This window comes from Streptomyces sp. NPDC093018, assembly GCF_040684035.1.
Lineage (GTDB): Bacteria > Actinomycetota > Actinomycetes > Streptomycetales > Streptomycetaceae > Streptomyces > Streptomyces murinus.
This window is the reverse complement of sequence record NZ_JBFBFF010000005.1, coordinates 343,403-369,696: the sequence shown is the minus strand read 5'-3', so window position 1 is coordinate 369,696 and position 26,294 is coordinate 343,403. Positions and strand designations below refer to the sequence as shown.

The window sequence follows — 26,294 nt, the reverse complement described above, 5'->3', positions numbered from 1 at the left end:
CGGACACGCCCGCTCTTCGCATGATCCCAGGGGACCGAAGCGTCCAGGGATCAGTCGTCCTGGTCCTCTTCGGCGCCCTCCTGAAGGTCGCTCGGCAGGACCCGGCCCTCGCCCGGGGCGAGGGTGCCCAGGATCCGCTGAAGGTCATCCATGGAGGCGAACTCCACGGTGATCTTGCCCTTCTTCTGCCCGAGGTCGACCTTCACCCGGGTCTCGAAGCGGTCCGACAGCCGGGTCGCCAGCTCGTTCAGCGCCGGGGAGAGCCGGGAGCCGGCCCGCGGTCCCTTGGGACGCTGCGGCTTCTGCGGCCGGGAGCCCATGAGGGTCACGATCTCCTCGACCGCCCGCACCGACAGCCCCTCGGCCACGATGCGGTGGGCCAGCCGGTCCTGCTCCTCCGAGTCCGCCACGGACAGCAGTGCCCGGGCGTGCCCGGCGGAGAGCACCCCGGCGGCGACCCTCTTCTGCACCGTCGGCGAGAGCTTCAGCAGCCGCAGGGTGTTGGAAACCTGCGGGCGGGAGCGTCCGATCCGGTCGGCCAGCTGGTCATGCGTGCAGTTGAAGTCCTTCAGCAACTGGTCGTAGGCGGCGGCCTCTTCCAGCGGGTTCAGCTGCGCGCGGTGCAGGTTCTCCAGCAGCGCGTCCAGAAGGAGCTTCTCGTCGTCCGTGGCCCGGACGATCGCCGGGATGGCCTCCAGACCGGCCTCACGACAGGCGCGCCAGCGGCGCTCACCCATGATCAGCTCATAGCGGCCGGGGCCCAGCTGCCGCACGACGACCGGCTGGAGCAGACCGACCTCCTGGATGGAGGTGATCAGCTCGTGCAGGGCGTCCTCGTCGAAGACCTCGCGCGGCTGGCGCGGGTTCGGCGTGATCGCGTCCAAGGGGATCTCGGCGAAGTGGGCGCCCAACGGAGGCGCGGGCGTCTCCGCGGCCGGGGCCGCCGATCGCTCCTCGGCTTCCTGCGCGGGCGAGGGCAGCGTGGCCACCTTCGCCGCCGCCACTCCGCGCTCGGCGGTCAGGACCGGAACGCCCGCGGGAGAGGCGGACGCACCGCCGCCCAACGCGGCCGGCACCGGGTTCTTCTCGACCGGGGCAGGAGGGATCAACGCGCCCAGTCCTCGGCCCAACCCCCTCCGTCGCTCACTCACTGGATCCCCTCCACCATGCTCGGGTCGCTCTGGGCGCCGATGTGGGCCTGGCTCGCGTCATAGCTGATGCCAACGCCCCTCAGCGCGATTTCTCGGGCCGCCTCAAGATACGAGAGGGCGCCGCTCGATCCAGGATCGTAAGTCAGCACCGTCTGCCCGTAGCTCGGCGCCTCGGAGATACGGACCGAGCGGGGAATGCTCGTCCGCAGCACCTCTTCGCCGAAGTGGCTGCGCACCTCTTCCGCGACCTGGGAGGCGAGACGCGTCCGGCCGTCGTACATGGTGAGCAGGATGGTCGATACATGCAGGGCGGGGTTGAGGTGCCCCCGCACCAGATCGACATTGCGCAGCAGCTGGCCCAGGCCCTCCAGCGCGTAGTACTCGCACTGGATCGGGATGAGGACCTCTTGGCCCGCCACCAGCGCATTGACCGTCAGCAGGCCGAGCGAGGGCGGGCAGTCGATGAGGATGTAGTCCAGCGGCTGCTCATACGCCTGGATCGCACGGTCCAGGCGGCTTTCGCGGGCCACCAGGGACACCAGCTCGATCTCCGCACCGGCGAGATCGATGGTGGCCGGGGCGCAGAAGAGTCCTTCGACGTCCGGTACGGGCTGGACGACCTCGGCGAGCGGCTTGCTCTCCACCAACACGTCGTAGATCGACGGAACTTCGGCGTGGTGGTCGATCCCGAGGGCCGTGGACGCGTTGCCCTGTGGGTCCAGGTCGATCACCAGCACCCGGGCACCGTGCAGAGCCAGCGAGGCGGCAAGATTGACGGTCGTCGTCGTCTTGCCCACGCCACCCTTCTGGTTGGCGACCACCATGACGCGCGTCTGCTCCGGTCGCGGCAGACCTTCGCCGGCACGACCGAGAGCCTCCACGGCCAGTTGGGCCGCACGACCGATGGGGGTGTCGTCCATCGGAGGCGGTGTTTCACGTGAAACATCCGCCCCCATCGACTCGGTTCGGGGACCGGGGACCGGATCGGTCATCGGTCCCGCGATGTTGGCGTCGGACCGCAAGGATTCACTCTCCTCGACTTCAGGCTCGCAATGAACAGAGCCTCCCATGCCTTCGGGGTCGTGAACCAGTGAGGCCGGGTCTTCTGTGGAGAAATCCACCTCTGTGGACAACTCCGTGCCCCCTGCGGGGGACGGAGCCGACCTGGCAGAAGGGCCCGAGTCTCCTCTTCCGAGAGAACCGAGGGGCTTCCGGTCGCGGGGTTCGGCCGCGCGGCCGCGACTGATGATGCCGTGCAACAGTGAGCGACGTTTCACGTGAAACAACGATGCAGGGCCCCGGCGACCGGGTCCTTGCGACACTCCGTCGTGCGTGGGCGGGCAGCTTGTGGGAGTACGGCCAGTCGGCTCAGCGGCGCCGGCTCAGCGGCGTCGCCGGACCCGGCCCGTGCGTGCGGCCTTTGCCCGCTTGGCGGCGAAGCGCACACCCCCGGGGCTCTCCCCGACCTCGACCCGGACCACGGTCGACAGCGGGTCCACGATGCCCTCGCCCACCTGGAGGATCGAGGTCTCCACCGCGCCGAGCTTGCTCAGCGCGGTGGCGGATGCCTTCAGCTCCTCCTCGGCGGTGTCGCCCTTGAGGGCCAGCATCTCGCCGTACGGGCGCAGCAGCGGGATCCCCCAGGCGGCCAGGCGGTCCAGCGGGGCCACGGCACGGGCGGTCACCACATGGACCGGTGCCAGCTTGCCCAGGACCTCCTCGGCGCGTCCCCGCACGACGGTGACATGGTCCAGGCCGAGCAGCTCCACCACCTCGGTGAGGAAGGTGGTGCGCCGCAGCAGCGGCTCCAGCAGGGTGATGTTGAGGTCCTCACGGACCAGGGCCAGCGGGATGCCCGGCAACCCGGCGCCGGAGCCCACGTCGCAGACCGTCACCCCCTCGGGAACGGCCTCGGAGAGCACCGCGCAGTTCAGGATGTGCCGCTCCCACAGGCGGGGGACTTCCCGCGGGCCGATCAGACCACGCTGCACGCCCGCCTCCGCGAGCAGCTCCGCGTAGCGCACCGCATCGGCGAAGCGATCACCGAATACTTCGCGCGCCTGCTCGGGCGCGGGGGGAAGCTCCGCTGCCTCCGTCACGGGGACCGTCCTTCCGTACAGCGCCGGTGCTTCGCGCACCGGCCACCAGAACTACCAGGCTGACAAAGTTCGGCCCCGCCTGCTCAACAGACGGGGCCGGTGTAACAAGGGGGGCCGATCAGGCGGGCAGCACGACGACGAACCGCTGCGGTTCCTCGCCCTCGGACTCGCTGCGCAGCCCGGCGGCCTTGACCGCGTCGTGCACGACCTTGCGCTCGAAGGGGGTCATCGGCCGCAGCTTCACGGGCTCACCGGAGCTCTTCACATCGGCGGCGGCCTTGGCGCCCAGCTCGGACAGCTCGGCCCGCTTCTTGGCCCGGTAGCCGGCGATGTCGAGCATCAGTCGGCTGCGGTCACCGGTCTCCCGGTGCACGGCCAGACGCGTCAGCTCCTGAAGCGCCTCCAGCACCTCGCCGTCACGGCCGACCAGCTTCTGCAGATCCCGGCCGCCGCTGTCGCTGATGATCGACACGGCGGCCCGATCGGCCTCGACATCCATGTCGATGTCGCCGTCGAGGTCGGCGATGTCCAGCAGACCCTCCAGGTAGTCCGCCGCGATCTCGCCCTCCTGCTCCAGGCGGGAGAGGGTGTCTGCACCCTCGGCAGCGGCGGAGGTGGTGCCTTCCGTCACGGGCTGGGCTCCTTCTTACTTCTTGGACGGGGACTTGGGCCGCTGCGAGCCGCCCTTGCGCTGGCCGCTCTGGGCCTTGCTACGGGCGCCCGTGCCGGGCTTCGAGCCCTGCTGGGCAGCGGTGGGCTTGCTGTCCTGCGGCTGCTCGGTCTCCTCCGACGAGTCGGGCTGCTCGGAGGAGTCGGACGTCTCAGCGGAGTCGGACTTCTCCAGGGACGGAGAGTCGCCCGTCTGCTTGGTCCCGCCGGACTGCCGCTGGGACTTGCTCTGGCGCTTGGGCTGCTGGCGCCGCGGGGCGGCACCGGCGGTGGCGGTGGTCACGCCGTCCTCGGTCCCCGCCTCGGTCTCGGTCGCCACGCTCTTCACCACGGTGCCGTCCGCCTGGGCGGCGAGGCCGGCCTTGTTCAGGGAGTTGATGAACTTGCGCTCGAACTCGTTGCGCTCGCGGCCCTTGGCGACGATCGCCTTGATGATCGCCTTCTCGCTGCGGCGGCCGACCTTGCCGTGGTGGGTGACGTGCTTGGTCAGGCGCTCCAGGTACGCGGCCTGGGCCTTGGAACCCGGGGTCGGGTTGTTGCGGATGACGTACATCTGCTGGCCCATGGTCCACACGTTGGTGGTCAGCCAGTAGACGAGGACACCGACGGGGAAGCGGATGCCGAAGAAGGCGAACATGATCGGGAAGACGTACATCAGCATCTTCTGCTGCTGCATGAACGGCGTCTTCACCGTGGTGTCGACGTTCTTCGTCATCAGCTGGCGCTGCGTGTAGAACTGCGACGCCGACATCAGGACGATCATGATCGCGGTGACGACGCGGACGTCGGTCAGCGAGGCGCCGAGCTTCTGCACCGTGTCGGCGCCGTCCAGGAACTTCGCGGCCAGCGGGGCCCCGAAGATGTGCGCCTGGCGGGCGCTGGCGAGCTGCTCGGCGTTGATGTAGCCGATCTTGGTGCCCGACGCGATGCCGTTGAGCACGTGGTACAGGGCGAAGAAGAACGGGGACTGCGCCAGGATGGGAAGGCACGAGGAGAGCGGGTTGGTGCCCGCCTCCTTGTACAGCTTCATCATCTCTTCGGACTGACGCTGCTTGTCGTTCTTGTAGCGCTCCTGGATCTTCTTCATCTCAGGCTGGAGCGTCTGCATCGCACGCGTCGCCTTGATCTGCTTCACGAAGAGCGGGATCAGGCAGATGCGGATCAGGATCACCAGGGACACGATGGACAGGCCCCAGGCCCATCCGGTGTTGGGGCCGAAGATGGCGCCGTACACCGCGTGGAACTGGACGATGACCCAGGAGACGGGCCAGGTGATGAAACTGAAGAGGCTGGCAATCGTGTCCACTAATCATGCTCCTTGGGCATGGGACGAGGTCTCTGCGGCCGGGCTCGGAGGAAGCTCGGAGACAAAGTCCTCGGGCTTCGCTTCGGTGGCCGGTTCGGCGGCGGAGGACCCGCCCCGGCGTGCGCGCCAGGCGTCGCGCAGCATTTCGTGCCACCGCGGACGCTTGCGCGGCGGAACATGGTCCACGCCACCCAGCGACCACGGATTGCACCGGAGGATGCGCCAGGCGGTGAGTGCCGTGCCCTTGATCGCACCATGCCGGTCGATGGCCGTGTAGCCGTAATGGGAGCACGACGGGTAGTACTTGCACACCGGCCCGAGCAGTGGACTGATCGTCCACTGGTACAGCTTGATCAGAGCCAGTAGCGGGTACTTCATCGCGTGCCCCCTCCCAGCAGCCGCCGTAGGGCGGCATCCAGGTCTTGGGCCAGCTGTGCATGGTCGGCGTCGCCCGCCCCGGGCAGCGCTCGTACCACTACCAGGCTACCGGGGGGAAAAAGTGCGACTCGGTCACGCATCAGATGACGCAGTCTGCGCTTCACTTTGTTGCGCACGACCGCGCCACCCACGGCCTTGCTGACGACGAAACCCGCACGCGTCGGAGGAGCGCTCTCCCCAGGCGCGTGCGGGTCCGTGGCACCGCTACGAAGGTGGACGACGAGAGTCGGGCGACCGGCCCGGCGGCCTCGTCGTACAGCGGTCGCGAAGTCCTCGCGCCGCCTCAGCCGGTTCTCGGTGGGCAGCACGATGTCATGACCTGACCGGGATCAGGCGGACAGACGGGCGCGACCCTTGCTACGGCGGGTCGCCAGAATCGCGCGGCCGGCACGGGTCCGCATACGCAGCCGGAAGCCGTGGGTCTTCGCGCGACGACGGTTGTTCGGCTGGAAGGTGCGCTTGCTCACTCGGGGGCTCCAGAAAGATTCGGTAGTGGCGGGGTGCCGTCCTGGCTGTCACCGTGCGCCCACGAGTAGCTCGCGTCACGCCCGATTGCACCGCTTCCCGATCACCTGACGCGATCTGTGCCCATCGGAGGCAGGCGGCAGCAGCCATCGACAACTCGACCTGGTTACGGTACGCGGGGCTACGCCATCCGGTCAAACCGAGTGTCGCTGGGAGACACTGTCCACAGGCTGGGGACAACAACTTGAACCCTACCGGCCCCGCTGACTACCGTGGCTGGACTCCGATTCGTTCTTTTGTCCCCCGCCCCGGCGGGTTTGCCCCGCCGACCACCCGAAATTCACCCCGTGAGAGAGCGTGCCCTGTGGCTGACGTACCTGCCGATCTTGCCGCAGTGTGGCCACGCGTACTGGAGCAGCTCCTCGGGGAGGGCCGCGGACAGGGTGTCGAGGTCAAGGACGAACACTGGATCCGCCGCTGCCAGCCGCTCGCGCTGGTCGCGGACACCGCTCTGCTCGCCGTACCGAACGAATTCGCGAAGAACGTACTGGAGGGCCGTCTCGCGCCGATCGTCAGCGAGACGCTGAGCCGCGAGTGCGGCCGCCCCATCCGCATCGCGATCACCGTCGACGACTCCGCGGGCGAGCCCCCGGCCCCGAGCGCGCCGGGTCCGGCCCCCTCGCGCTACGAGGAGCCGGAGCTGCCCTCCGGCCCGTCGTACGAGGGCTACGGCCGGCACCGCGCGGACCAGCACCCGGGCGGTGAACCGTCCTCGCGCGGCGACCAGTTGCCGACAGCGCGCCCGGCCTACCCCGCCGAGTACCAGCGTCCGGAGCCCGGCGCCTGGCCGCGCGGCGGACAGGACGACTACGGCTGGCAGCAGCAGCGGCTCGGCTTCCCCGAGCGCGACCCGTACGCCTCGCCGTCCTCCCACCCGCACCCCCAGGACCCTTACGGGTCGCCGGTCCACGACTACCGCCAACAGGGCATGGACCGGTCGTCGTACGAGCAGCAGCGCGGCGAGTACGACGGCCCGCGCGACCGGGACCGCGGGGAGCGGGGTGAGCGCGGGGAGTACGAGCCCTCGCGCCCCGACTACGACAAGCCGCGCTCCGAGTACGAGCGGTCCGACTACGACCGGTCCGAGTACGAGCCCTCGCGCACCGAGTACGACCAGCGCGACCCGGTCCGCCGTGAGCTGCCCGAGCAGCCGATGGGCGGCGGGCCCGCGCACCGCGGCGGGACCGGGCGGCCGGACAACTCCCCCGCGGGGACGTCCGGGTCGCCGGCCGCCAAGCCCGGGCCCCCGAGCGGTCCCGGTGAGCCGACGGCGCGGCTGAACCCGAAGTACCTCTTCGACACGTTCGTCATCGGCGCGTCCAACCGGTTCGCGCACGCGGCCGCGGTGGCGGTCGCGGAGGCGCCGGCGAAGGCGTACAACCCCCTGTTCATCTACGGGGAGTCGGGGCTCGGCAAGACCCATCTGCTGCACGCCATCGGGCACTACGCGCGCAGCCTCTACCCGGGCACCCGGGTGCGGTACGTGAGCTCGGAGGAGTTCACCAACGAGTTCATCAACTCCATCCGCGACGGCAAGGGCGACAGCTTCCGCAAGCGGTACCGCGAGATGGACATCCTGCTCGTGGACGACATCCAGTTCCTCGCGGACAAGGAGTCGACGCAGGAGGAGTTCTTCCACACCTTCAATACGCTCCACAACGCCAACAAGCAGATCGTGCTCTCCAGCGACCGGCCGCCCAAGCAGCTGGTCACCCTGGAGGACCGGCTGCGCAACCGCTTCGAGTGGGGCCTGATCACCGACGTACAGCCGCCCGAGCTGGAGACGCGGATCGCGATCCTGCGCAAGAAGGCGGTCCAGGAGCAGCTCAACGCGCCGCCGGAGGTGCTGGAGTTCATCGCGTCCCGGATCTCGCGGAACATCCGTGAGCTGGAGGGTGCGCTGATCCGGGTGACGGCGTTCGCCTCGCTCAACCGACAGCCGGTGGACCTGGGGCTCACCGAGATCGTGCTCAAGGACCTGATCCCGGGCGGCGAGGACTCCGCCCCGGAGATCACGGCCACGGCGATCATGGCGGCGACCGCGGACTACTTCGGGCTCACCGTCGAGGACCTGTGCGGGACCTCGCGGGGGCGGGCGCTGGTGACGGCCCGGCAGATCGCGATGTATCTGTGCCGGGAGCTGACGGATCTGTCGCTGCCGAAGATCGGGGCGCAGTTCGGCGGGCGGGACCATACGACGGTCATGCACGCCGACCGGAAGATCCGGGCGCTGATGGCGGAACGGCGGTCGATCTACAACCAGGTGACGGAGCTGACGAACCGGATCAAGAACGGCTGAGCGCCGGTCTCGGCCGGCTTGTCGTCGAGGGCGTCTTCGGGACTGGGGTCCCGGGGGCGCCTTTCCGTATGTCCGGGCTTCTGAGGGGGTGCCTCCCGGGAGGCGGCGCCGACGTCACCGGAATGCGCTCGGGCCCCCTCGGCAGAGGTTCCAGCCGTCCGTTTCCCGGCCGCCCCGGCGGCGGACGCGGCCGTCTGCACGGCCGGAGCGACCCGGTCACGGCCGCCGCGGTGGTCCGCTCGGCACCGCGGTCGCCGCCCCGGTCGTCATCGGCTGTTCGATTTCTCGTCGGGTTACGGCCGCCCTCCACAGATTTGGGGACTTTCTTTCTTCCACATGGTGGGGATGGTGAAGTTGTCCCGAGCTGTGTCCACAGGGAGGGCGGGGAGATCACGTCGGCGCAGCTCAGGTGGCTGTGGAATCGTGGATGACGGTGATCCACAGGCTGTGGACGACGAGATGATCCACAGGGTGTGCAGAAAGTTGTCCACCGACAACCCACAGGCTGGGGGCGGTTGTCCCCAGTGTGGCGCGGCTTCTCCACATGGCTGTCCACTGTTCGGCAACGCGACGCACTCTCTCACCGCGTCGAGTGAAAGGCGTCACACAAAGGTGCCGGGTTGGGGTGTGGGAAACCTGGGTATTCCTGGGGACACAGCTGGGGAGAACTGCCCTCGTCCTGTGGGCGAGGTGTGCAGAACTTTCTGTTCTCCACAGATACCCCGGGTTGTCCACCGGCTCCATACACAGGCCCGGTGGACAAAAAACAGGCGCTGAGCTGGGCAAACGTGGTTATCCACGGTATCCACAGGCCCTACTACTACTCCCAACTAGAGAGAGCTCGGCAATCGCTTTGAAGCGGGGGCTGTGCACAACTCGCTGTTTCGAGCCCGACTGCCGCTCGGTCCGACTTGACCCCGACGGGCACCTACTGTCAGTGCGGTGCGTCAGACTGGTCCCCGGTGTCCTGCCCTTCGCAGTGGGCGGTGACACCGAGTCGGAGGACTCAGAAGCAACAGCAGGAGGCGGCTTACGGTGAAGATCCGGGTGGAACGCGACGTACTGGCGGAGGCAGTGGCCTGGGCGGCACGCAGCCTGCCTGCCCGTCCGCCGGCGCCTGTGCTCGCCGGCCTGCTGCTGAAGGCCGAGGAAGGCCAGCTGAGCCTGTCGAGCTTCGACTACGAGGTGTCCGCTCGGGTGAGCGTCGACGCCGAGGTCGAGGAGGAGGGCACCGTCCTGGTCTCCGGCCGGCTGCTCGCCGACATCTCGCGTGCGCTGCCCAACCGGCCGGTGGAGATTTCCACAGACGGTGTACGGGCGACCGTGGTCTGTGGATCGTCCCGGTTCACGCTGCACACCCTCCCGGTGGAGGAGTACCCGGCGCTGCCGCAGATGCCGAACGCGACCGGCACCGTGCCCGGCGAGGTCTTCGCCGCCGCCGTGTCCCAGGTGGCCATCGCCGCGGGCCGCGACGACACGCTGCCCGTGCTCACCGGTGTGCGCATCGAGATCGAGGGCGACACGGTGACGCTGGCGTCCACCGACCGCTACCGGTTCGCGGTCCGCGAGTTCCTGTGGAAGCCGGAGAACCCGGAGGCGTCCGCGGTCGCCCTGGTGCCCGCCAAGACGCTGCTGGACACCGCGAAGTCGCTCGGTGCCGGGGACAGCGTGACGCTGGCCCTGTCGGGCTCCGGCGCGGGCGAGGGCCTCATCGGTTTCGAGGGCGCGGGCCGGCGTACGACCACGCGACTGCTTGAGGGCGATCTGCCCAAGTACCGGACGCTGTTCCCGACGGAGTTCAACTCGATCGCGGTGATCGAGACGGCGCCGTTCGTGGAGGCCGTCAAGCGTGTCGCGCTGGTGGCCGAGCGCAACACCCCGGTGCGGCTGAGCTTCGAGCAGGGCGTGCTGATCCTGGAGGCCGGTTCCAGCGACGACGCACAGGCTGTGGAGCGGGTCGACGCGCGGCTTGAGGGCGACGACATCTCGATCGCCTTCAACCCGACGTTCCTGCTGGACGGCCTGAGCGCGATCGACTCGCCGGTGGCGCAGCTGTCGTTCACGACGTCCACGAAGCCCGCGCTGCTCAGCGGCAAGTCGGCGCTGGACGCGGAGGCCGACGAGGCCTACAAGTACCTGATCATGCCGGTGCGGCTCAGCGGCTGACCGCGGCCGACCGTCGTCCACAGGTGTGCACGGTGCCGGGCGTCCGCGAGGGCGCCCGGCACCGCCGCCTGGAGGCGCCGGATGAGCGCCGGAGCCCACAACTGTGCGTGAGCGGGGCCGTTTAGGCTCGGGGCGGCACTCTCGTGCCCCAGACGCCAGCAGCGACCCTAAGGAACACAACTGATGGAGCTCGGTCTCGTCGGCCTCGGCAAAATGGGTGGCAACATGCGCGAGCGGATCCGCCGCGCGGGCCACACCGTCGTCGGATACGACCGCAACCCCGATGTCGCGGATGTCCACAGCCTGGAAGAGCTGGTGGGCAAGCTCAGCGCCCCGCGCGTGGTGTGGGTGATGGTCCCGGCCGGCGAGCCCACCCAGTCGACCGTCGATCAGCTCGCCGAGCTGCTGGAGCCGGGCGACGTGGTCGTGGACGGCGGCAACTCCCGCTGGACGGACGACGAGAAGCACGCCGGGGAACTGGCCGCCAAGGGCATAGGTTTCGTGGACTGCGGCGTCTCCGGCGGCGTCTGGGGCCTGGAGAACGGGTACGCGCTGATGTACGGCGGCGACGCCGAGCACGTCGCCCGGGTGCAGCCGGTCTTCGACGCGCTCAAGCCGGAGGGCGACTTCGGCTCGGTGCACGCGGGCAAGGTCGGCGCGGGCCATTTCGCGAAGATGGTCCACAACGGCATCGAGTACGCCATGATGCAGGCCTACGCCGAGGGCTGGGAGCTGCTGGAGAAGGTCGACTCCGTCACGGACGTCCGTGAGGTCTTCCGCTCCTGGCAGGAGGGCACCGTCATCCGCTCCTGGCTGCTCGACCTCGCGGTGAACGCCCTGGACGAGGACGAGCACCTGGACGACCTGCGCGGTTACGCCCAGGACTCCGGTGAGGGACGCTGGACAGTGGAGGCCGCGATCGACAACGCGGTGCCGCTGCCCGCGATCACCGCATCGCTGTTCGCGCGGTTCGCCTCCCGCCAGGAGGACTCGCCGCAGATGAAGATGATCGCCGCGCTGCGCAATCAGTTCGGCGGCCACGCCGTAGAGAAGAAGTAGTCCAGGGGGTCGCCCCGCGGCCCACAGCCCGTTCGACCCACAGCCCGTTCGTCGCGCGGAAGCGGAAGGAGGCCGGCGCACCGCCCATGCACGTCACGCATCTCTCGCTGGCCGACTTCCGCTCGTACACGCGGGCCGAGGTCCCGCTCGACCCGGGCGTCACGGCCTTCGTCGGGCCCAACGGCCAGGGCAAGACCAACCTGGTGGAGGCGGTCGGCTACCTGGCGACGCTGGGCAGCCACCGCGTCGCCTCCGACGCGCCCCTGGTGCGCATGGGCGCCGAGCGCGCCGTCATCAGGGCGCAGGTCCGCCAGGGCGACCGGCAGCAGCTGGTCGAGCTGGAGCTGAACCCCGGCCGCGCCAACCGCGCCCGCATCAACCGGTCCTCGCAGGCCAGACCCCGGGACGTGCTGGGCATCGTACGGACCGTGCTGTTCGCGCCCGAGGACCTCGCCCTGGTGAAGGGCGACCCCGGGGAGCGGCGCAGGTTCCTGGACGAGCTGATCACCGCGCGCTCCCCGCGGATGGCCGGGGTGCGCTCCGACTACGAGCGGGTGCTCAAGCAGCGCAACACCCTCCTGAAGTCCGCGGCGCTCGCGCGCAGGCACGGCGGCAGGACCATGGACCTGTCCACGCTCGACGTATGGGACCAGCACCTCGCGCACGCCGGTGCCGAGCTGCTCGCCCGCCGGCTCGATCTGATCGCCGCGCTGCGGCCGCTGGCCGACAAGGCGTACGAGCAGCTGGCCCCCGGCGGCGGCCCGCTCGCGCTGGAGTACAAGCCGTCCGCGCCCGGCGAGGCCCACACCCGCGAGGACCTGTACACGCAGCTGCTGGCCGCCCTGGCCGAGGCGCGCAAGCAGGAGATCGAGCGGGGCGTCACCCTTGTCGGCCCCCATCGGGACGATCTGGTCCTGAAACTCGGCCAGTTGCCCGCCAAGGGCTACGCCTCGCACGGCGAGTCCTGGTCGTACGCCCTCGCCCTGCGCCTCGCCTCGTACGAGCTGCTGCGCGCCGAGGGCAACGAGCCCGTCCTGGTCCTGGACGACGTCTTCGCCGAGCTGGACGCGCGCCGCCGCGAACGGCTCGCCGAGCTGGTCGCGCCCGGCGAGCAGGTGCTGGTCACCGCGGCCGTGGACGACGACGTCCCGCATGTGCTGGCCGGGGCGCGGTACGCCGTCTCGGGTGGGACGGTGGAACGCGTATGAGCGGCGAGAAGGACAGCTCCAAGAAGAGCGGCGAGCCCTCCGGCGTGGACCTCGCGCGCGTGGCGTTGCGCGCGGCGAAGGAGCAGGCCCGGGCGCGCGGTGACGCGGCCCGGCAGAAGAAGCAGGCCCGGCGCGGCGGCGGCCTGCGGTCCGGGGCGCGCGCCGACGGCCGCGACCCGATGGCGCTCGGTTCGGCGATCAACCGGCTGATCACCGAGCGCGGCTGGGAGACTCCGGCGGCCGTGGGCGGAGTGATGGGCCGCTGGCCGCAGATCGTCGGCGAGGACCTGGCCAAGCACTGTGTGCCGCAGCGCTACGACGAGGACGAGCGGGTGCTCGTGGTGGCCTGCGACTCCACGGCCTGGGCGACCCAGCTGCGGCTGCTCGCCCCTGCCCTGGTCGCCCGGCTCAACGAGGATCTCGGCCATGGCACGGTCCGGCTGATCAAGGTGCACGGCCCCGGTGGCCCGGCCCGCCGCTACGGCCCGCTGCGGGCCCCGGGAAGCATGGGTCCGGGCGACACCTACGGGTGACGTACCTCACGTCGCGGCGCCTCGTCACCCCCCTCTGTCCTGCGGGTTCGCCCCGCGCGCGGCCTGGTGCGCACGGGTGCGGGACGCGTACTGACCCTGGAGTAGCCAAGGGTTGACGGCTCGAAGCTCTGAGTGCCGCTGTGAGGCTCTTGGAGCCCCCTTCCGTATATCGGTACTCGGCGGAGACCGGTTCAGGGCGGCACATGGGGACTCAGGTACCGGCAAACCCCCATCGATGTCGGCGCTACCGGTAGACTGGAAGCCAATCCCGCCCCAACGTGGGGACCGCCCGGGAAAAGCTGAGCAACGCTGATTCAAGGCTTACCAACGCAACATGCCGCAGCCGCTCCGGCAGCCTTCCCCCACCGGGGGTGCCCCCAGGAGCCCGGCTCGTGCTGTGCCAGTGCCAGAAAGGGCGCTTCGTGGCCGATTCCGGCAACCCCAACGAGAACATCCCGTCCACCGACGCCGGCGTGAACGCCGAGGCCCCGGCCTCGACGGCCTCCTACGACGCCAGCGCCATCACCGTGCTCGAAGGGCTGGACGCGGTCCGCAAGCGGCCCGGCATGTACATCGGCTCCACGGGCGAGCGCGGACTGCACCACCTGGTGTACGAGGTCGTCGACAACTCGGTCGACGAGGCGCTGGCGGGCTACGCGGACCTCATCGACGTGACGATCCTCCCCGACGGCGGTGTCCGCGTCGTCGACAACGGCCGCGGCATCCCGGTCGGCATCGTGCCGTCCGAGGGCAAGCCGGCCCTGGAGGTCGTGCTGACCGTGCTGCACGCGGGCGGCAAGTTCGGCGGTGGCGGCTACGCCGTCTCCGGCGGTCTGCACGGTGTCGGTGTGTCCGTCGTGAACGCCCTGTCCGGCAAGGTCTCCGTCGAGGTCAAGACCGACGGGTACCGGTGGACGCAGGACTACAAGATGGGCGTGCCCACCGCCCCGCTCGCCCAGCACGAGGCCACCGAGGAGACCGGCACGTCGGTCACCTTCTGGGCCGACCCGGAGATCTTCGAGACCACCGAGTACTCCTTCGAGACGCTGTCCCGGCGCTTCCAGGAGATGGCCTTCCTCAACAAGGGCCTGAACATCAGGCTCACCGACGAGCGCGAGTCGGCGAAGGCCACCAGCGGCGCGGACGAGGCGGGCGCGGACGAGAAGGCCGAGGTCAAGTCGGTCACGTACCACTACGAGGGCGGCATCGTCGACTTCGTGAAGTACCTCAACTCCCGCAAGGGAGAGGTGGTGCACCCGACCATCATCGACCTGGAGGCCGAGGACAAGGACAAGAGCCTGTCCCTTGAGGTCGCCATGCAGTGGAACAGTGGCTACAGCGAGGGCGTGTACTCGTTCGCCAACATCATCCACACGCATGAGGGCGGTACCCACGAAGAGGGCTTCCGGGCCGCGCTGACGTCGCTGATCAACAAGTACGCGCGCGACAAGAAGCTGCTCCGGGAGAAGGACGACAACCTCACCGGCGACGACATCCGCGAGGGTCTGACCGCGATCATCTCGGTCAAGCTCAGCGAGCCGCAGTTCGAGGGCCAGACCAAGACCAAGCTGGGCAACACGGAGGCCAAGACCTTCGTGCAGAAGGCGGTCTACGAGCACCTGAACGACTGGCTGGACCGCAACCCGAACGAGGCCGCGGACATCATCCGCAAGGGCATCCAGGCCGCCACCGCGCGTGTCGCCGCCCGCAAGGCCCGTGACCTCACGCGCCGCAAGGGCCTGCTGGAGTCGGCGTCCCTGCCGGGCAAGCTGTCCGACTGCCAGTCGAACGACCCCACCAAGTGCGAGATCTTCATCGTCGAGGGTGACTCCGCCGGCGGCTCGGCCAAGTCCGGCCGCAACCCGCAGTACCAGGCGATCCTCCCGATCCGCGGCAAGATCCTGAACGTGGAGAAGGCCAGGATCGACAAGATCCTGCAGAACCAGGAGATCCAGGCGCTGATCTCCGCCTTCGGCACGGGTGTGCACGAGGACTTCGACATCGAGAAGCTCCGCTATCACAAGATCATCCTGATGGCGGACGCCGACGTCGACGGCCAGCACATCAGCACCCTGCTGCTGACCTTCCTGTTCCGCTTCATGCGGCCGCTGGTCGAGGCCGGGCACGTGTACCTCTCCCGGCCGCCGCTCTACAAGCTCAAGTGGGGCCGGGACGACATCGAGTACGCCTACTCGGACCGCGAGCGCGACGCGCTGATCGAGATGGGCCGCCAGCGCGGCAAGCGGGTCCGCGAGGACTCGATCCAGCGCTTCAAGGGCCTCGGCGAGATGAACGCCGAGGAACTGCGCGTGACCACGATGGACCAGGAGCACCGCGTGCTCGGCCAGGTCACCCTGGACGACGCCGCCCAGGCCGACGACCTGTTCTCGGTGCTGATGGGCGAGGACGTCGAGGCGCGCCGCCAGTTCATCCAGCGCAACGCCAAGGACGTCCGCTTCCTCGACATCTGAGTCGGTCTCAGCTGACCGCACAGGGAAGGATCTTCACCAGCAATGGCCGACGAGAACACTCCAGTCACCCCCGAAGAGGGCGGCGAACTCGCCATGCGTGTCGAGCCCGTCGGGCTCGAGACCGAGATGCAGCGCTCGTACCTGGACTACGCGATGTCCGTCATCGTGTCCCGTGCGCTGCCCGACGTCCGGGACGGCCTCAAGCCCGTCCACCGGCGCGTGCTGTACGCGATGTACGACGGCGGCTACCGCCCCGAGCGCGGCTTCTACAAGTGCGCCCGTGTCGTCGGTGACGTCATGGGCAACTACCACCCGCACGGCGACTCCTCCATCTACGACGCCCTGGTGCGCCTCGCCCAGCCGTGGTCGATGCGGATGCCGCTGGTGGACTCCAACGGCAACTTCGGCTCTCCGGGCAACGACCCGGCCGCGGCGATGCGCTACACCGAGTGCAAGCTGGCGCCGCTGTCGATGGAGATGGTCCGCGACATCGACGAGGAGACCGTCGACTTCACGGACAACTACGACGGCCGCTCCCAGGAGCCGACCGTCCTGCCGTCCCGCTTCCCGAACCTGCTGATCAACGGCTCTGCCGGTATCGCGGTCGGCATGGCGACCAACATCCCGCCGCACAACCTGCGCGAGGTCGCGGCCGGCGCCCAGTGGTACCTGGAGAACCCCGAGGCCTCGCACGAGGAGCTGCTCGACGCGCTCATGGAGCGCATCAAGGGCCCCGACTTCCCGACCGGCGCCCTGGTGGTGGGCCGCAAGGGCATCGAGGAGGCGTACCGCACCGGGCGTGGCTCGATCACGATGCGCGCGGTGGTCGAGGTCGAGGAGATCCAGGGCCGGCAGTGCCTGGTGGTGACCGAGCTGCCGTACCAGGTGAACCCGGACAATCTGGCGCAGAAGATCGCCGACCTGGTGAAGGACGGCAAGATCGGCGGCATCGCGGACGTCCGCGACGAGACGTCCTCGCGCACCGGCCAGCGGCTGGTGATCGTCCTCAAGCGGGACGCCGTCGCCAAGGTCGTGCTGAACAACCTGTACAAGCACACCGACCTCCAGACGAACTTCGGCGCCAACATGCTGGCGCTGGTCGACGGCGTGCCGCGCACGCTGTCCCTGGACGCGTTCATCCGGCACTGGGTGACGCACCAGATCGAGGTCATCGTGCGCCGGACCCGCTTCCGGCTGCGCAAGGCCGAGGAGCGCGCGCACATCCTGCGCGGTCTGCTGAAGGCCCTGGACGCCATCGACGAGGTCATCGCGCTGATCCGGCGCAGCGACACCGTCGACATCGCGCGCACCGGCCTGATGGGCCTCCTGGAGATCGACGAGATCCAGGCCAACGCGATCCTGGAGATGCAGCTGCGGCGCCTGGCGGCCCTGGAGCGGCAGAAGATCGTCCAGGAGCACGACGAGCTCCAGGCAAAGATCAACGAGTACAACCAGATCCTGGCCTCCCCGGTGCGCCAGCGCGGCATCGTCAGCGAGGAGCTGGCCGCGATCGTCGAGAAGTACGGCGACGACCGCAAGACCAAGCTGATCCCGTACGAGGGCGACATGTCCATCGAGGACCTGATCGCCGAGGAGGACATCGTCGTCACCGTCTCGCGCGGCGGTTACGTCAAGCGGACCAAGACGGACGACTACCGGGCGCAGAAGCGCGGCGGCAAGGGGGTGCGGGGCACGAAGCTGAAGGAGGACGACATCGTCGACCACTTCTTCGTCTCCACCACGCACCACTGGCTGCTGTTCTTCACCAACAAGGGCCGGGTGTACCGGGCCAAGGCGTACGAGCTGCCCGAGGCGGGCCGGGAGGCGCGCGGTCAGCACGTGGCGAACCTGCTCGCCTTCCAGCCGGACGAGGCGATCGCCGAGATCCTCGCCATCCGGGACTACGAGGCGGCGCCGTACCTGGTGCTGGCCACCAAGTCCGGCCTGGTCAAGAAGACGCCTCTGAAGGATTACGATTCGCCCCGCTCCGGCGGTGTGATCGCGATCAATCTGCGCGAGCGCGAGGACGGCGGCGACGACGAGCTGATCGGCGCCGAGCTGGTCTCGGCCGACGACGACCTGCTGCTGATCAGCAAGAAGGCGCAGTCGATCCGGTTCACCGCCACGGACGAGTCCCTTCGCCCGATGGGCCGCGCCACCTCCGGCGTCAAGGGGATGAGTTTCCGCGAGGGCGACGAGCTGCTCTCGATGAATGTGGTGCGACCCGGTACGTTCGTGTTCACTGCCACCGACGGCGGGTACGCGAAGCGGACCAACGTCGACGAGTACCGCGTCCAGGGCCGCGGCGGCCTCGGCATCAAGGCCGCCAAGATCGTGGAGGACCGCGGTTCGCTCGTCGGGGCGCTGGTCGTGGAGGAGACCGACGAGATCCTCGCGATCACCTTGTCCGGTGGTGTGATTCGCACGCGAGTCAACGAGGTCAGGGAGACGGGCCGTGACACCATGGGCGTCCAACTGATCAACCTGGGCAAGCGCGATGCCGTGGTAGGTATCGCACGTAACGCCGAGGCGGGGCGCGAGGCGGAGGAGGTCGACGGCGAGGACGCCGACGACATCACCGCCGAGGAGGCCCAGACCACCGGCACGGACGAGGGTGAGGCGCCCTCGGCCGAGTAGCACGAGGAGTGAGTCATCGTGAGCGGAGCCACGGGCGCCGGATCGGCCGGTACCTCCACGGGTACGGAGACGGACGGCGGCGGCCGTGGCTCCGCCGCGCATGCGGGGACGGCCACCGACCCGCATACGACCAACCTGAAGCCGGTGCGGGCGTCCGCGGCGGACGCCTCCGGCACGTCTGCACCCCAGGGGGGAACTGTGACGGACACCCGAGGCCCGGCCGCGGCCGGCGAGGCGCAGTCGTCGTCTCCGCTCCCCGGGGAGCGGCGCCCGGAGCAGCCCGGCGGGCCGTACCACCCGCCGCAGGCCTACCCGGCGCAGCCGGCGGCCGGCGGGGTACGGCGCCCCCGTACCGGGGTGCGGACCGCGCCGCGCACCCGTAAGGCGCGGCTGCGGGTGGCCAAGGCCGACCCGTGGTCGGTGATGAAGGTCAGCTTCCTGCTCTCCATCGCGCTCGGCATCTGCACCATCGTCGCCTCGGCGGTGCTGTGGATGGTCATGGACGCGATGGGCGTGTTCTCCACGGTCGGCGGCACGATCTCGGAGGCGACCGGCTCGAACGAGGCGAACGGCTTCGATCTCCAGTCCTTCCTCTCGCTGCCGCACGTCCTGATGTTCACGACGATCATCGCGGCCATCGACGTCGTCCTGGCCACCGCGCTGGCCACGCTCGCCGCCTTCATCTACAACCTCTCCGCGGGCTTCGTCGGCGGCGTCGAACTGACCCTCGCCGAGGACGAGTGACGGCCGAGTGACGGCCGCCGGTAACCGATTTTGGGACTGACGTGGTCGTGCGCTAATCTTCAGGAGTCAGCGCGCGGGACACACACCGCAGAGCGCGGCGGGGCTATAGCTCAGTTGGTTAGAGCGCATCCCTGATAAGGATGAGGCCACAGGTTCAAATCCTGTTAGCCCCACCAGCATGAAAACCCTCGACCGGCCACGGTCGGGGGTTTTCTGCATTTCGCTGACGGTTCATCGGATCGGTGCGCATGCCGGGGGGCCCGTGGAGATCGTGGAGCGTGAGCTGACCGAGCCCTGGGAGGGGCTGCTGGCCGCTCCCGTGGGCGGTAGCGCGGCCGGGGTGCTGGTGCTGGCCGGGTCCAGTGGGCGGGTCATGCGGGAGCGGGCGCGGCTGCTCGCCCGGCAGGGGATCACCGCGCTCACGATCCGCTGGTTCGGGGGGTCCGGGCAGCCGCCGGGGATCTGCGAGGTCCCGCTGGAGACCTTCACCGCCGCCGTCGATCTGCTGCGCGGCACGGGGGCGCGCCGGATCGGTGTGCTCGGGCTGTCCAAGGGGGCCGAGGCGGCCCTGCTCACGGCCGTCCGTGACGACCGGGTGGACGTGGTGGTCGCCCTGTCGCCCAGCCCGCTCGTCTGGTGCAATGTCGGGCCCGGCCGGGACGGCGCCGACCGCCCGTACCGCTCCTGCTGGACCTGGCGGGGCCGGCCGCTGCCCTTCGTGCCGATGGACGACTCCTGGTCGCCGGCCGAGCCGGAGGACGGGCCGGTCGCCATCCGGGGCTGGTACGAGCGCAGCGAGCGGACCTTCGCCGAGCTGCTCCCGGCGGCGGAGATCCCCGTCGAGGCGGCGCGGGCCGAGCTGATCCTGGTCGCGGGCGGCGACGACGCGATGTGGCCCTCGGATGTCTACGCCGAACGGCTGGCCGAGCGCCGGCGCTCGGCCGGGGCAGGCGTCCGCCTGATCACCCGCGCCGACGCCGGCCACCGCCCCCTCTTCCCCGGCGAACTCCCCTCGCCGCCGTCCCCGGTCTTCCGGTACGGCGGCACGCCGGAGGCCGACGCGCTGCTCGGCGCGGCCGCCTGGCCGTATGTCCTGGACGCGCTGCGGGGCTGAGGGGCTACTTGGTCACCTCCGCGGACTTGTAGGCGGTCTTGCCGGGGGCCGCGCAGTAGAACCAGTTGGCGGTGGGGAACCCCTCGATGGACCGGATGGCGGCGTTCGAAGGGCGGATCGGGGTGTCGGCGGGTGCGAGATCGGCCGTGGTCGCGCTGCCGTCCTTCCAGTGGCAGGTGACCTGGCGTGCCGTCCTCGCCACCATGCCGACGACCAGGTTCTGGGTGCTGTCGTCGGGCGCGAGGGGCTTGAGGAAGACATGGATCTCGGTGCCCTTCGGGCGGGGCAGACCGGCCACGGTGTCGGAGGTCACCATCCGCAGAGTGGGTTTGCCGTCGCCCTTCTGGAAGGCGCGGTAGACGAAATAGCTCGTCCTGCCGATCAGATCGGAGGGGCTGCCCGAGGTCACCGGGGTGAGGCCCCAGTCCGCCATGGCCTTCATCTGCCGGACGGCCTCGCTCCGGTCGCGGGGCGCCGGCCACACCTGGGTGTTCACGCTCCAGTTCGCGCCGTCGCGGGTACCCGAACCCACCGCCGCCATCACCGGCTCGTCCACCAGCTGCCCGCCGATCCCCCTCTCCGCCGGTGAGGCCGACTCGCGGTCGGGCAGGGCGGTCACCGCCCCCACCGTGCCCCCCGCCACCACCGCGGCCGCGACCGCCGTCGCCGCCCACCGCCGTGCCCGGCGCCGCCGGCCGCTCCGTACGACCGCCGCGACGGGCGCCGGACCGGTCTCGATCTCCTGCGCCGCGTCCGCGAGGAGGAGGGCGATCCTGTCGTGTGCCATGCCGTGCTCCATCCCGTCCGTGTTCGTCATGCCCGCCCTCCCTGCGGGACCGCGTCGGCCAGCGCCGGGACGAGGCGCAGCTTCGCTATCCCCTTGGCCGTATTGCTCTTGACCGTGCCGATGGAGCAGCCCATCGCGTGCGCGGTCTGGGTCTCCGTCAGGTCCTCCCAGTAGCGCAGGACCACCGCCTGGCGCTGCCGCGCGGGCAGCTGGGCGAGCGCCCGGAGCAGCACCTCGCGGTCGACGGCCTGGGTGATCCGGTCGCCGCGGTCGGCCTCCTCGCGCACCAGGCCGGAATCGTCCTTGGGCGCCAGGAACTCCTTGAGCTTGCGCCGGTGCCGACGGGCGTGCAGGTTGATCATCACGCGCCGGACATAGGCGTCCGGGTCGTCCGCCGTACCGACTCTGCGCCAGGCCGTGTAGGCCCGCTCCAGCGTGGACTGGGCGAGATCCTCGGCGGAGTGCGGTTCCCCGGTGAGGAGAAACGCCGTCCGCAGCAGCCGTGACCAGCGGGCGGTCATGAATCTGCCGAACTCTTCGTCCCGGTCCTGTTTTCCGTCCTCCATGGACACCTCCTGAACACCTAAGGGAGTCCATGGGCCGCGCGGGTCGTTGCCCCGGGCCGGGCATGAAAAGACCCGATCGCTGGCGACGGGGGATGCACCAGCGATCGGGCTATGGCCAAGGGTAACAAGGTTGTCGGTCGTGTGGAGCCAAGTCGGAGGGAAAAAACGGAAGTTGGCCGATCAGTGGCCACACGGAGGGTCGTAGGACAGACGCGGAAGGTACTCCTGCCACTTGGCGGGGGTCAGGACGCCCCGGGTGACCGAGCAGATGTGGTCGATGGCCGTGTCGGCGTCCAGATCCCACAGGCGGACCGTGTCGGGGCCGCTGGAGACGCCGAGGACGCGGCTGCCGGGGCTGAAGGACAGGAAGGTGCCGGTCTTGGCGTTGGGCGTCATGGACTGGCCGATCGGCCGGGCCGCGGTGGGCTCGGTGACGTTCCACAGCCGGACCGTGTTGTCGTCACCGCCGCTGGCCAGCGTGTTGCCGTCCGCGTCGAAGGTCAGCGAGGTGACCGCCTCGGTGTGGCCGGCGAGCGGTGCGCCCAGCGGCTGGGCCGCGGCCGGGTCGCGCACGTTCCACAGCCGGACCGTGTCGTCGTCGCTGCCGCTGGCCAGTGCCGAGCCGTCGGGGGTGAAGGCCAGCGCGTTGACCGGGCCGGTGTGCCGGGTGAGCGGGGCGCCGAGCGGTGTCGCCGCGGCGGGGTCGGTGACGTTCCACAGCCGGATGGTGCTGTCCGCGCTGCCGCTGGCCAGGGTGTGCCCGTCGGGGCTGAAGACGAGCGCGTTGATGTAGCCGTGGTGGCCGGCGAGCGGCGCGCCCAGCGGGGCCGGGCGGGCCGGGTCGGACACGTTCCACAGCCTTATGGTCCGGTCGTCGTTGGCCGTGGCCAGGGTGTGCCCGTCGGGGCTGAAGGCGAGGGCGTTGGGCCCCATGAAGCGGGTCCGCAGCGGCAGCGGCGGGCCGGGCAGGAAGGGGTGGGCGGGGTCGGAGACGTTCCACAGGTACACCTTCTGCTCGCCCGTGAGGACGGCCAGGGTGCGGCCGTTCGGCGAGAAGGCGAGGGTGTCGGCGCCGTTGCCGCTCATGAACGGCGGGCCGAGCCGCACCGGCCGCCCCGGGTGCGCCACGTTCCACAGCCGCAGCCGCCCGTCGCGCGCGGTGGTGGCCAGGATCCGCCCGTTGGGGCTGAACGCGCCGCTGCGGCCGATCATGTCCGAGGTCGGGATCGACCACAGGCGCACCTTGGCGTCCCCGCTGCCGGTGGCGAGCGTGCGTCCGTCGGGGCTGAAGCCCAGCGCGTACATCTCGCCGCTGCTGCCCGCGAGCGGCTCGCCGATCTGCGAGGGGGAGTCCGGGTCGCTGACGTTCCACAGGCTGGCCGTGCTGTCCGCGCTCGCGGCGGCGAGCCGCCCGCCGTCGGGGCTGAACGCCACCGACCACACCGGCCCGGTGTGCCCGGTCAGCGGCGCGCCGAGCGGTTTCGCCGCGGCGGGGTCGGTGATGTCCCACAGCCGTACGGTGTCGTCCGCGCTGCCGCTGGCCAGGGTGTGCCCGTCCGGGCTGAACGCGACCGAGTGCACGATGTCGGTGTGGCCGCGCAGCACGCCCAGCGGGGCCGGCCGGCGCGGGTCTGTCACCTTCCACAGCCGGATCGTGTGGTCGTCGCCGCCTGCCGCGAGGGTGTGGCCGTCGGGGCTGAAGGCGACGCTGCGCACGGCCGCGGTGTGCCCGCGCAGCACGGCGAGCGCGGTGGGGTGCGCGGGGTCGGTGACGTTCCACAGCCGCACCGTGCCGTCCTCGCCCGCGGAGGCGAGGGTGTGCCCGTCGGGGCTGAAGGCGACCAGGTAGATGGTGCCCGAGTGGCCGGCCAGCGGTGCGCCGAGCGTGGTCGGGTGGGCCGGGTCGGCGACGTTCCACAGCCGGATCGTGCCGTCGTCGCCCGCGCTGGCCAGCACCCGCCCGTCGGGGCGGAACACCGCGCTGCTCACCCAGCTGGAGTGCCCGGTCAGGGGCCCGCCGAGGGGGCGGGGCCGGGTCGGGTCGGACACGTTCCACAGCCGTACGGTCCGGTCGTAGCTGGCGGTGGCCAGGGTGTGGCCGTCGGGGCTGAAGGAGGTCAGGTAGACGGCGCCGGTGTGGCCGGACAGCGGGGTGGCCAGCGGCGCGTTCACGATGGAGATCAGCCTGCTGTACGTGCCCTTGTCGCCGGGGCGCAGATGGTGGGCGACCAGGTCCAGCTGGGCGGCGAGCGAGGGATCGGTGCGCTGCACCCGGTCCGCCTCGGCGAGCACCTGTTCGAACACGGCGTCGTCGCGCTGCTGCCAGGCGATCACCGCGGAGCCGCCCGCGACCAGCGCGAGCACCACCAGGGCGGCCACCGCCGCCCGGCTCAGCCACACCGTGCGCTTGCGCAGCCGTACCGAGGCGGCCAGGAACTCCACCGCGCTGCGGGTCAGATAGGTGTCCCCCGCCGAGCGCGCCCAGGCGCGGGCCTGTTCGAGCCGGGAGCCCCGGTACAGCAGCGAGCTGTCCCGCTCCGAGTCCTCCCAGGACCGGCCGTCCTCCTCCAGGCGCTGGCGCAGCAGATGGTCGTTGCGGTTGTCGTCGATCCAGTGCCGCAGCCGGGGCCAGGCGTGCAGCAGCGCCTCGTGGGTGATCTCCACGGTCTCCGCGTCCAGCGTCACCAGCCGGGCCCGGACCAGCGCCTCCAGGGACTCCTCGGTCTTGCCGGGGTCCGCCGACTCCTGGGCCAGCTGCCGCCGGGTGCCGCGCCGCCGGGTGGCCACGGTGTCCTCGCCGAGCCGCACCAGGCGCAGCAGGAGCAGCCGGGCGGCCGTACGGGCGGCGGGATCGAGCCCCGACCAGGCGCGTTCGGCGGTCGCGGCGACGGCGCCCTGGATGCCGCCCGCCGCGCGATAGCCGGCCAGCGTCAGCCTCCCCGCCTTGCGGCGCTGCCAGGTGGCCAGCAGGGCGTGCGAGAGCAGCGGGAGCACGCCCGCGTCGTGCGCCCCGCGCGGGCCGTCGGCGCTCACCTCGCGCACGATCAGCTCGGCGAGGCCCGGCTCCAGCTCCAGGCCGACCGCCTTGGCCGGGCCGGTCACCGCGTCGCGCAGCTCGCCGCTGGTCAGCGGGGAGAGCACCATGTGCCGGTGCTGGAGCGCGTCGGCCAGTTCCGGGTAGCCGAGGCACTGCTCGTAGAAGTCGGCGCGTATGCCGAGCACGACCAGGACGGGGGCGGGTCCGGACGCGCCGAAGGGCGGGGTGCAGGAGGCGTGCAGCAGCTGGATGAAGGTACGGCGGTCCGCCTCGTCCGGGCAGAGGGTGAACGCCTCCTCGAACTGGTCCACGATGATCACCGGCCGGACTCCCGGCGGTGCCTCGCGGCGCGCCCACTCCGTGACCGCGGCGCGGGCGCCGCGCATGATCCGGGGCGTCTCGGCCCCCGCGCTCACGGTGCCCTCGGCGGCCTGCTGCCGGGCCGTGGCCGCCCGCTCGGCCGCGCGCGCCTCGGCGGCCACGGGGGCGAGATCGGGGATACGGCGGATCAGCTCGGCGAGCGGATCGGCGCCGGGCACCAGCTGGACGACGGGGGTGCGCTGTCCGGGCTCGCCGTCCGGCTGCGGGGCCGGCCCCGCGTCGGCCAGGGCGCCGCCCGCGATCGCCGGGACCAGGCCGGCGTTCAGCAGCGAGGACTTGCCCGCGCCCGAGGCGCCGACGAGCATCGCCAGTCCGCCGGTACGGCCCGCCGTGCGCAGCTGGGCGATGATCGCGTCGGTGCTGCGCTCCCGGCCGAAGAACCAGCGCGCGTCCTCCTGCCGGTACGGCGCGAGACCCCGGTAGGGGCACACGCCGCCGGTGATGGGCGGGGCCTGGGCGGGCGGCCGGCCGTTCTCCTCGGCGGGCGAGGTGGGCGGCGCGGCACGATCGCCGACCGGGTCGGCCAGCGCGCGCTCCCACTGACGCTGCCAGTGGGCGAGGTCGTACAGGCCCGTGGAGACCGGGTGCGGGCGGGCGCGGCGCGCCTCCGGGATCAGGATCTGGAGCACCGCCGCGAGGGCGGTGAACTGGGCCGGCACGTTCTTGGCCCGCCGCCAGTCGCTGATCCGCTGCGCGGACACGCGCACCGGACGGCCGCGTTCGTCGACCCGCTGCAGCCGGCCGACCGCCTCGGCGACGCTTTTCAGGGGAGGGTTTCCGGCCTCCTTGTAGAGCAGCGCGAGGCGCTCGGCGAAAGCTGTGCGTGCCCCTGAGTCGGAACCCAAGGCCCCACCCCTCACTTCCCCCCGCCTGTGTACGTCCGGACCGGAAAACTCACCTTATACGGCTGACCTGCGGATAAGCCTCGCTCCGGAGACCAGGATCTCCTCCCCGGTGGCGACAAATGGCAGGATCGCAACCCCGGTAGCGGAACCGTCACACACCGTCCGGACAGGCCAACGGCCCGGCGCTCGGAGAGACACCTCATGGCGTTGCACATTTTCGGTCGACTTCCATCGAAAGCCGCGAGCGGTCGGCGATCCG

General features: G+C 70.5%; 20 protein-coding genes and 1 tRNA gene. 10 read left to right on the top strand and 11 right to left on the bottom strand.

All coding sequences use genetic code 11. The annotated features are described in order from the left end of the window. Positions 1-50 precede the first annotated feature (50 nt). The 8 genes from AB0N90_RS14980 to rpmH all read right to left on the bottom strand — a co-directional run bounded on the left by AB0N90_RS14980 (position 51) and on the right by rpmH (position 6,130). Entirely contained in the window at positions 51-1,151 is a 1,101-nt protein-coding gene (locus tag AB0N90_RS14980) for a ParB/RepB/Spo0J family partition protein (RefSeq protein ID WP_365196433.1), read from the bottom strand. After that, the gene (locus AB0N90_RS14975) at positions 1,148-2,221 is read right to left on the bottom strand and encodes a ParA family protein (RefSeq protein WP_085568637.1); all 1,074 of its coding nucleotides are present in this window, start codon (positions 2,219-2,221) and stop codon (positions 1,148-1,150) included. The genes AB0N90_RS14980 and AB0N90_RS14975 overlap by 4 nt, the downstream gene beginning before the upstream one ends. Positions 2,222-2,533: 312 nt before the next feature. Next, positions 2,534-3,250: a 16S rRNA (guanine(527)-N(7))-methyltransferase RsmG gene (rsmG, locus tag AB0N90_RS14970; protein WP_361672050.1), complete on the bottom strand. Its 717-nt coding sequence runs from the start codon at positions 3,248-3,250 to the stop codon at positions 2,534-2,536. A 118-nt stretch (positions 3,251-3,368) separates the two neighbouring features. After that, complete coding sequence (locus AB0N90_RS14965; protein ID WP_085565620.1) at positions 3,369-3,881, bottom strand: R3H domain-containing nucleic acid-binding protein; 513 nt, start codon at positions 3,879-3,881, stop codon at positions 3,369-3,371. 15 nt (positions 3,882-3,896) lie between these two features. Beyond that, positions 3,897-5,225, bottom strand: a complete 1,329-nt coding sequence (gene yidC / locus AB0N90_RS14960) for a membrane protein insertase YidC (protein ID WP_361672053.1) — start codon at positions 5,223-5,225, stop codon at positions 3,897-3,899. 3 nt (positions 5,226-5,228) lie between these two features. Next, positions 5,229-5,603 (bottom strand): membrane protein insertion efficiency factor YidD, encoded by a 375-nt coding sequence (yidD, locus tag AB0N90_RS14955; RefSeq protein WP_037650386.1) that lies wholly within the window; start codon positions 5,601-5,603, stop codon positions 5,229-5,231. Further along, positions 5,600-5,971, bottom strand: a complete 372-nt coding sequence (gene rnpA / locus AB0N90_RS14950) for a ribonuclease P protein component (protein WP_078967093.1) — start codon at positions 5,969-5,971, stop codon at positions 5,600-5,602. Before rnpA ends, yidD begins: the two co-directional genes overlap by 4 nt. A gap of 21 nt (positions 5,972-5,992) precedes the next feature. Continuing rightward, a complete protein-coding gene (gene rpmH / locus AB0N90_RS14945) occupies positions 5,993-6,130 on the bottom strand; it encodes a 50S ribosomal protein L34 (protein WP_003975051.1) in 138 nt (45 codons plus the stop codon). A gap of 362 nt (positions 6,131-6,492) precedes the next feature. On the opposite strand from rpmH, the gene dnaA reads away from it, so the two are divergent. The 10 genes from dnaA to AB0N90_RS14895 all read left to right on the top strand — a co-directional run bounded on the left by dnaA (position 6,493) and on the right by AB0N90_RS14895 (position 20,419). Then, positions 6,493-8,487, top strand: a complete 1,995-nt coding sequence (dnaA, locus tag AB0N90_RS14940; RefSeq protein WP_365196427.1) for a chromosomal replication initiator protein DnaA — start codon at positions 6,493-6,495, stop codon at positions 8,485-8,487. A 1,035-nt stretch (positions 8,488-9,522) separates the two neighbouring features. After that, positions 9,523-10,653: a DNA polymerase III subunit beta gene (dnaN, locus tag AB0N90_RS14935; RefSeq protein ID WP_365196424.1), complete on the top strand. Its 1,131-nt coding sequence runs from the start codon at positions 9,523-9,525 to the stop codon at positions 10,651-10,653. Between the two features lie 183 nt (positions 10,654-10,836). Further along, positions 10,837-11,712 (top strand): phosphogluconate dehydrogenase (NAD(+)-dependent, decarboxylating), encoded by an 876-nt coding sequence (gene gnd / locus AB0N90_RS14930; protein ID WP_037650380.1) that lies wholly within the window; start codon positions 10,837-10,839, stop codon positions 11,710-11,712. Between the two features lie 86 nt (positions 11,713-11,798). Beyond that, positions 11,799-12,920, top strand: a complete 1,122-nt coding sequence (gene recF, locus AB0N90_RS14925) for a DNA replication/repair protein RecF (RefSeq protein ID WP_361672066.1) — start codon at positions 11,799-11,801, stop codon at positions 12,918-12,920. Beyond that, the gene (locus tag AB0N90_RS14920; protein ID WP_361672068.1) at positions 12,917-13,453 is read left to right on the top strand and encodes a DciA family protein; all 537 of its coding nucleotides are present in this window, start codon (positions 12,917-12,919) and stop codon (positions 13,451-13,453) included. The genes recF and AB0N90_RS14920 overlap by 4 nt, the downstream gene beginning before the upstream one ends. 422 nt (positions 13,454-13,875) lie before the next feature. Further along, the gene (gene gyrB, locus AB0N90_RS14915; protein ID WP_037650806.1) at positions 13,876-15,924 is read left to right on the top strand and encodes a DNA topoisomerase (ATP-hydrolyzing) subunit B; all 2,049 of its coding nucleotides are present in this window, start codon (positions 13,876-13,878) and stop codon (positions 15,922-15,924) included. A gap of 42 nt (positions 15,925-15,966) precedes the next feature. Continuing rightward, positions 15,967-18,561, top strand: a complete 2,595-nt coding sequence (gene gyrA / locus AB0N90_RS14910) for a DNA gyrase subunit A (RefSeq protein ID WP_365196420.1) — start codon at positions 15,967-15,969, stop codon at positions 18,559-18,561. 18 nt (positions 18,562-18,579) lie between these two features. Further along, complete coding sequence (locus tag AB0N90_RS14905) at positions 18,580-19,305, top strand: DUF3566 domain-containing protein (protein ID WP_086806652.1); 726 nt, start codon at positions 18,580-18,582, stop codon at positions 19,303-19,305. A gap of 99 nt (positions 19,306-19,404) precedes the next feature. Then, positions 19,405-19,481 (top strand) — tRNA-Ile (locus AB0N90_RS14900). A gap of 95 nt (positions 19,482-19,576) precedes the next feature. Next, entirely contained in the window at positions 19,577-20,419 is an 843-nt protein-coding gene (locus AB0N90_RS14895; RefSeq protein ID WP_365196417.1) for an acyl-CoA thioester hydrolase/BAAT C-terminal domain-containing protein, read from the top strand. A gap of 4 nt (positions 20,420-20,423) precedes the next feature. Here AB0N90_RS14895 and AB0N90_RS14890 read toward each other — a convergent pair whose 3' ends face one another. From AB0N90_RS14890 to AB0N90_RS14880, 3 genes are all read right to left on the bottom strand, one after another. Beyond that, positions 20,424-21,236, bottom strand: a complete 813-nt coding sequence (locus AB0N90_RS14890; protein WP_365196415.1) for a hypothetical protein — start codon at positions 21,234-21,236, stop codon at positions 20,424-20,426. Beyond that, positions 21,233-21,772: a SigE family RNA polymerase sigma factor gene (locus tag AB0N90_RS14885; protein ID WP_365196412.1), complete on the bottom strand. Its 540-nt coding sequence runs from the start codon at positions 21,770-21,772 to the stop codon at positions 21,233-21,235. The genes AB0N90_RS14890 and AB0N90_RS14885 overlap by 4 nt, the downstream gene beginning before the upstream one ends. Before the next feature lie 180 nt (positions 21,773-21,952). Next, positions 21,953-26,035 (bottom strand): WD40 repeat domain-containing protein, encoded by a 4,083-nt coding sequence (locus tag AB0N90_RS14880; RefSeq protein ID WP_365196409.1) that lies wholly within the window; start codon positions 26,033-26,035, stop codon positions 21,953-21,955. Positions 26,036-26,294: the final 259 nt, after the last annotated feature.

Coding starts and splice junctions, on each gene's coding strand:
- AB0N90_RS14975 (WP_085568637.1), bottom strand. CDS start 2,221: ATGGGAGGCTCTGTTCATTGCGAGCCTGAAGTCGAGGAGAGTGAATCC.
- yidD (WP_037650386.1), bottom strand. CDS start 5,603: ATGAAGTACCCGCTACTGGCTCTGATCAAGCTGTACCAGTGGACGATC.
- gnd (WP_037650380.1), top strand. CDS start 10,837: ATGGAGCTCGGTCTCGTCGGCCTCGGCAAAATGGGTGGCAACATGCGC.
- recF (WP_361672066.1), top strand. CDS start 11,799: ATGCACGTCACGCATCTCTCGCTGGCCGACTTCCGCTCGTACACGCGG.
- AB0N90_RS14920 (WP_361672068.1), top strand. CDS start 12,917: ATGAGCGGCGAGAAGGACAGCTCCAAGAAGAGCGGCGAGCCCTCCGGC.
- gyrA (WP_365196420.1), top strand. CDS start 15,967: ATGGCCGACGAGAACACTCCAGTCACCCCCGAAGAGGGCGGCGAACTC.
- AB0N90_RS14890 (WP_365196415.1), bottom strand. CDS start 21,236: ATGACGAACACGGACGGGATGGAGCACGGCATGGCACACGACAGGATC.
- AB0N90_RS14885 (WP_365196412.1), bottom strand. CDS start 21,772: ATGGAGGACGGAAAACAGGACCGGGACGAAGAGTTCGGCAGATTCATG.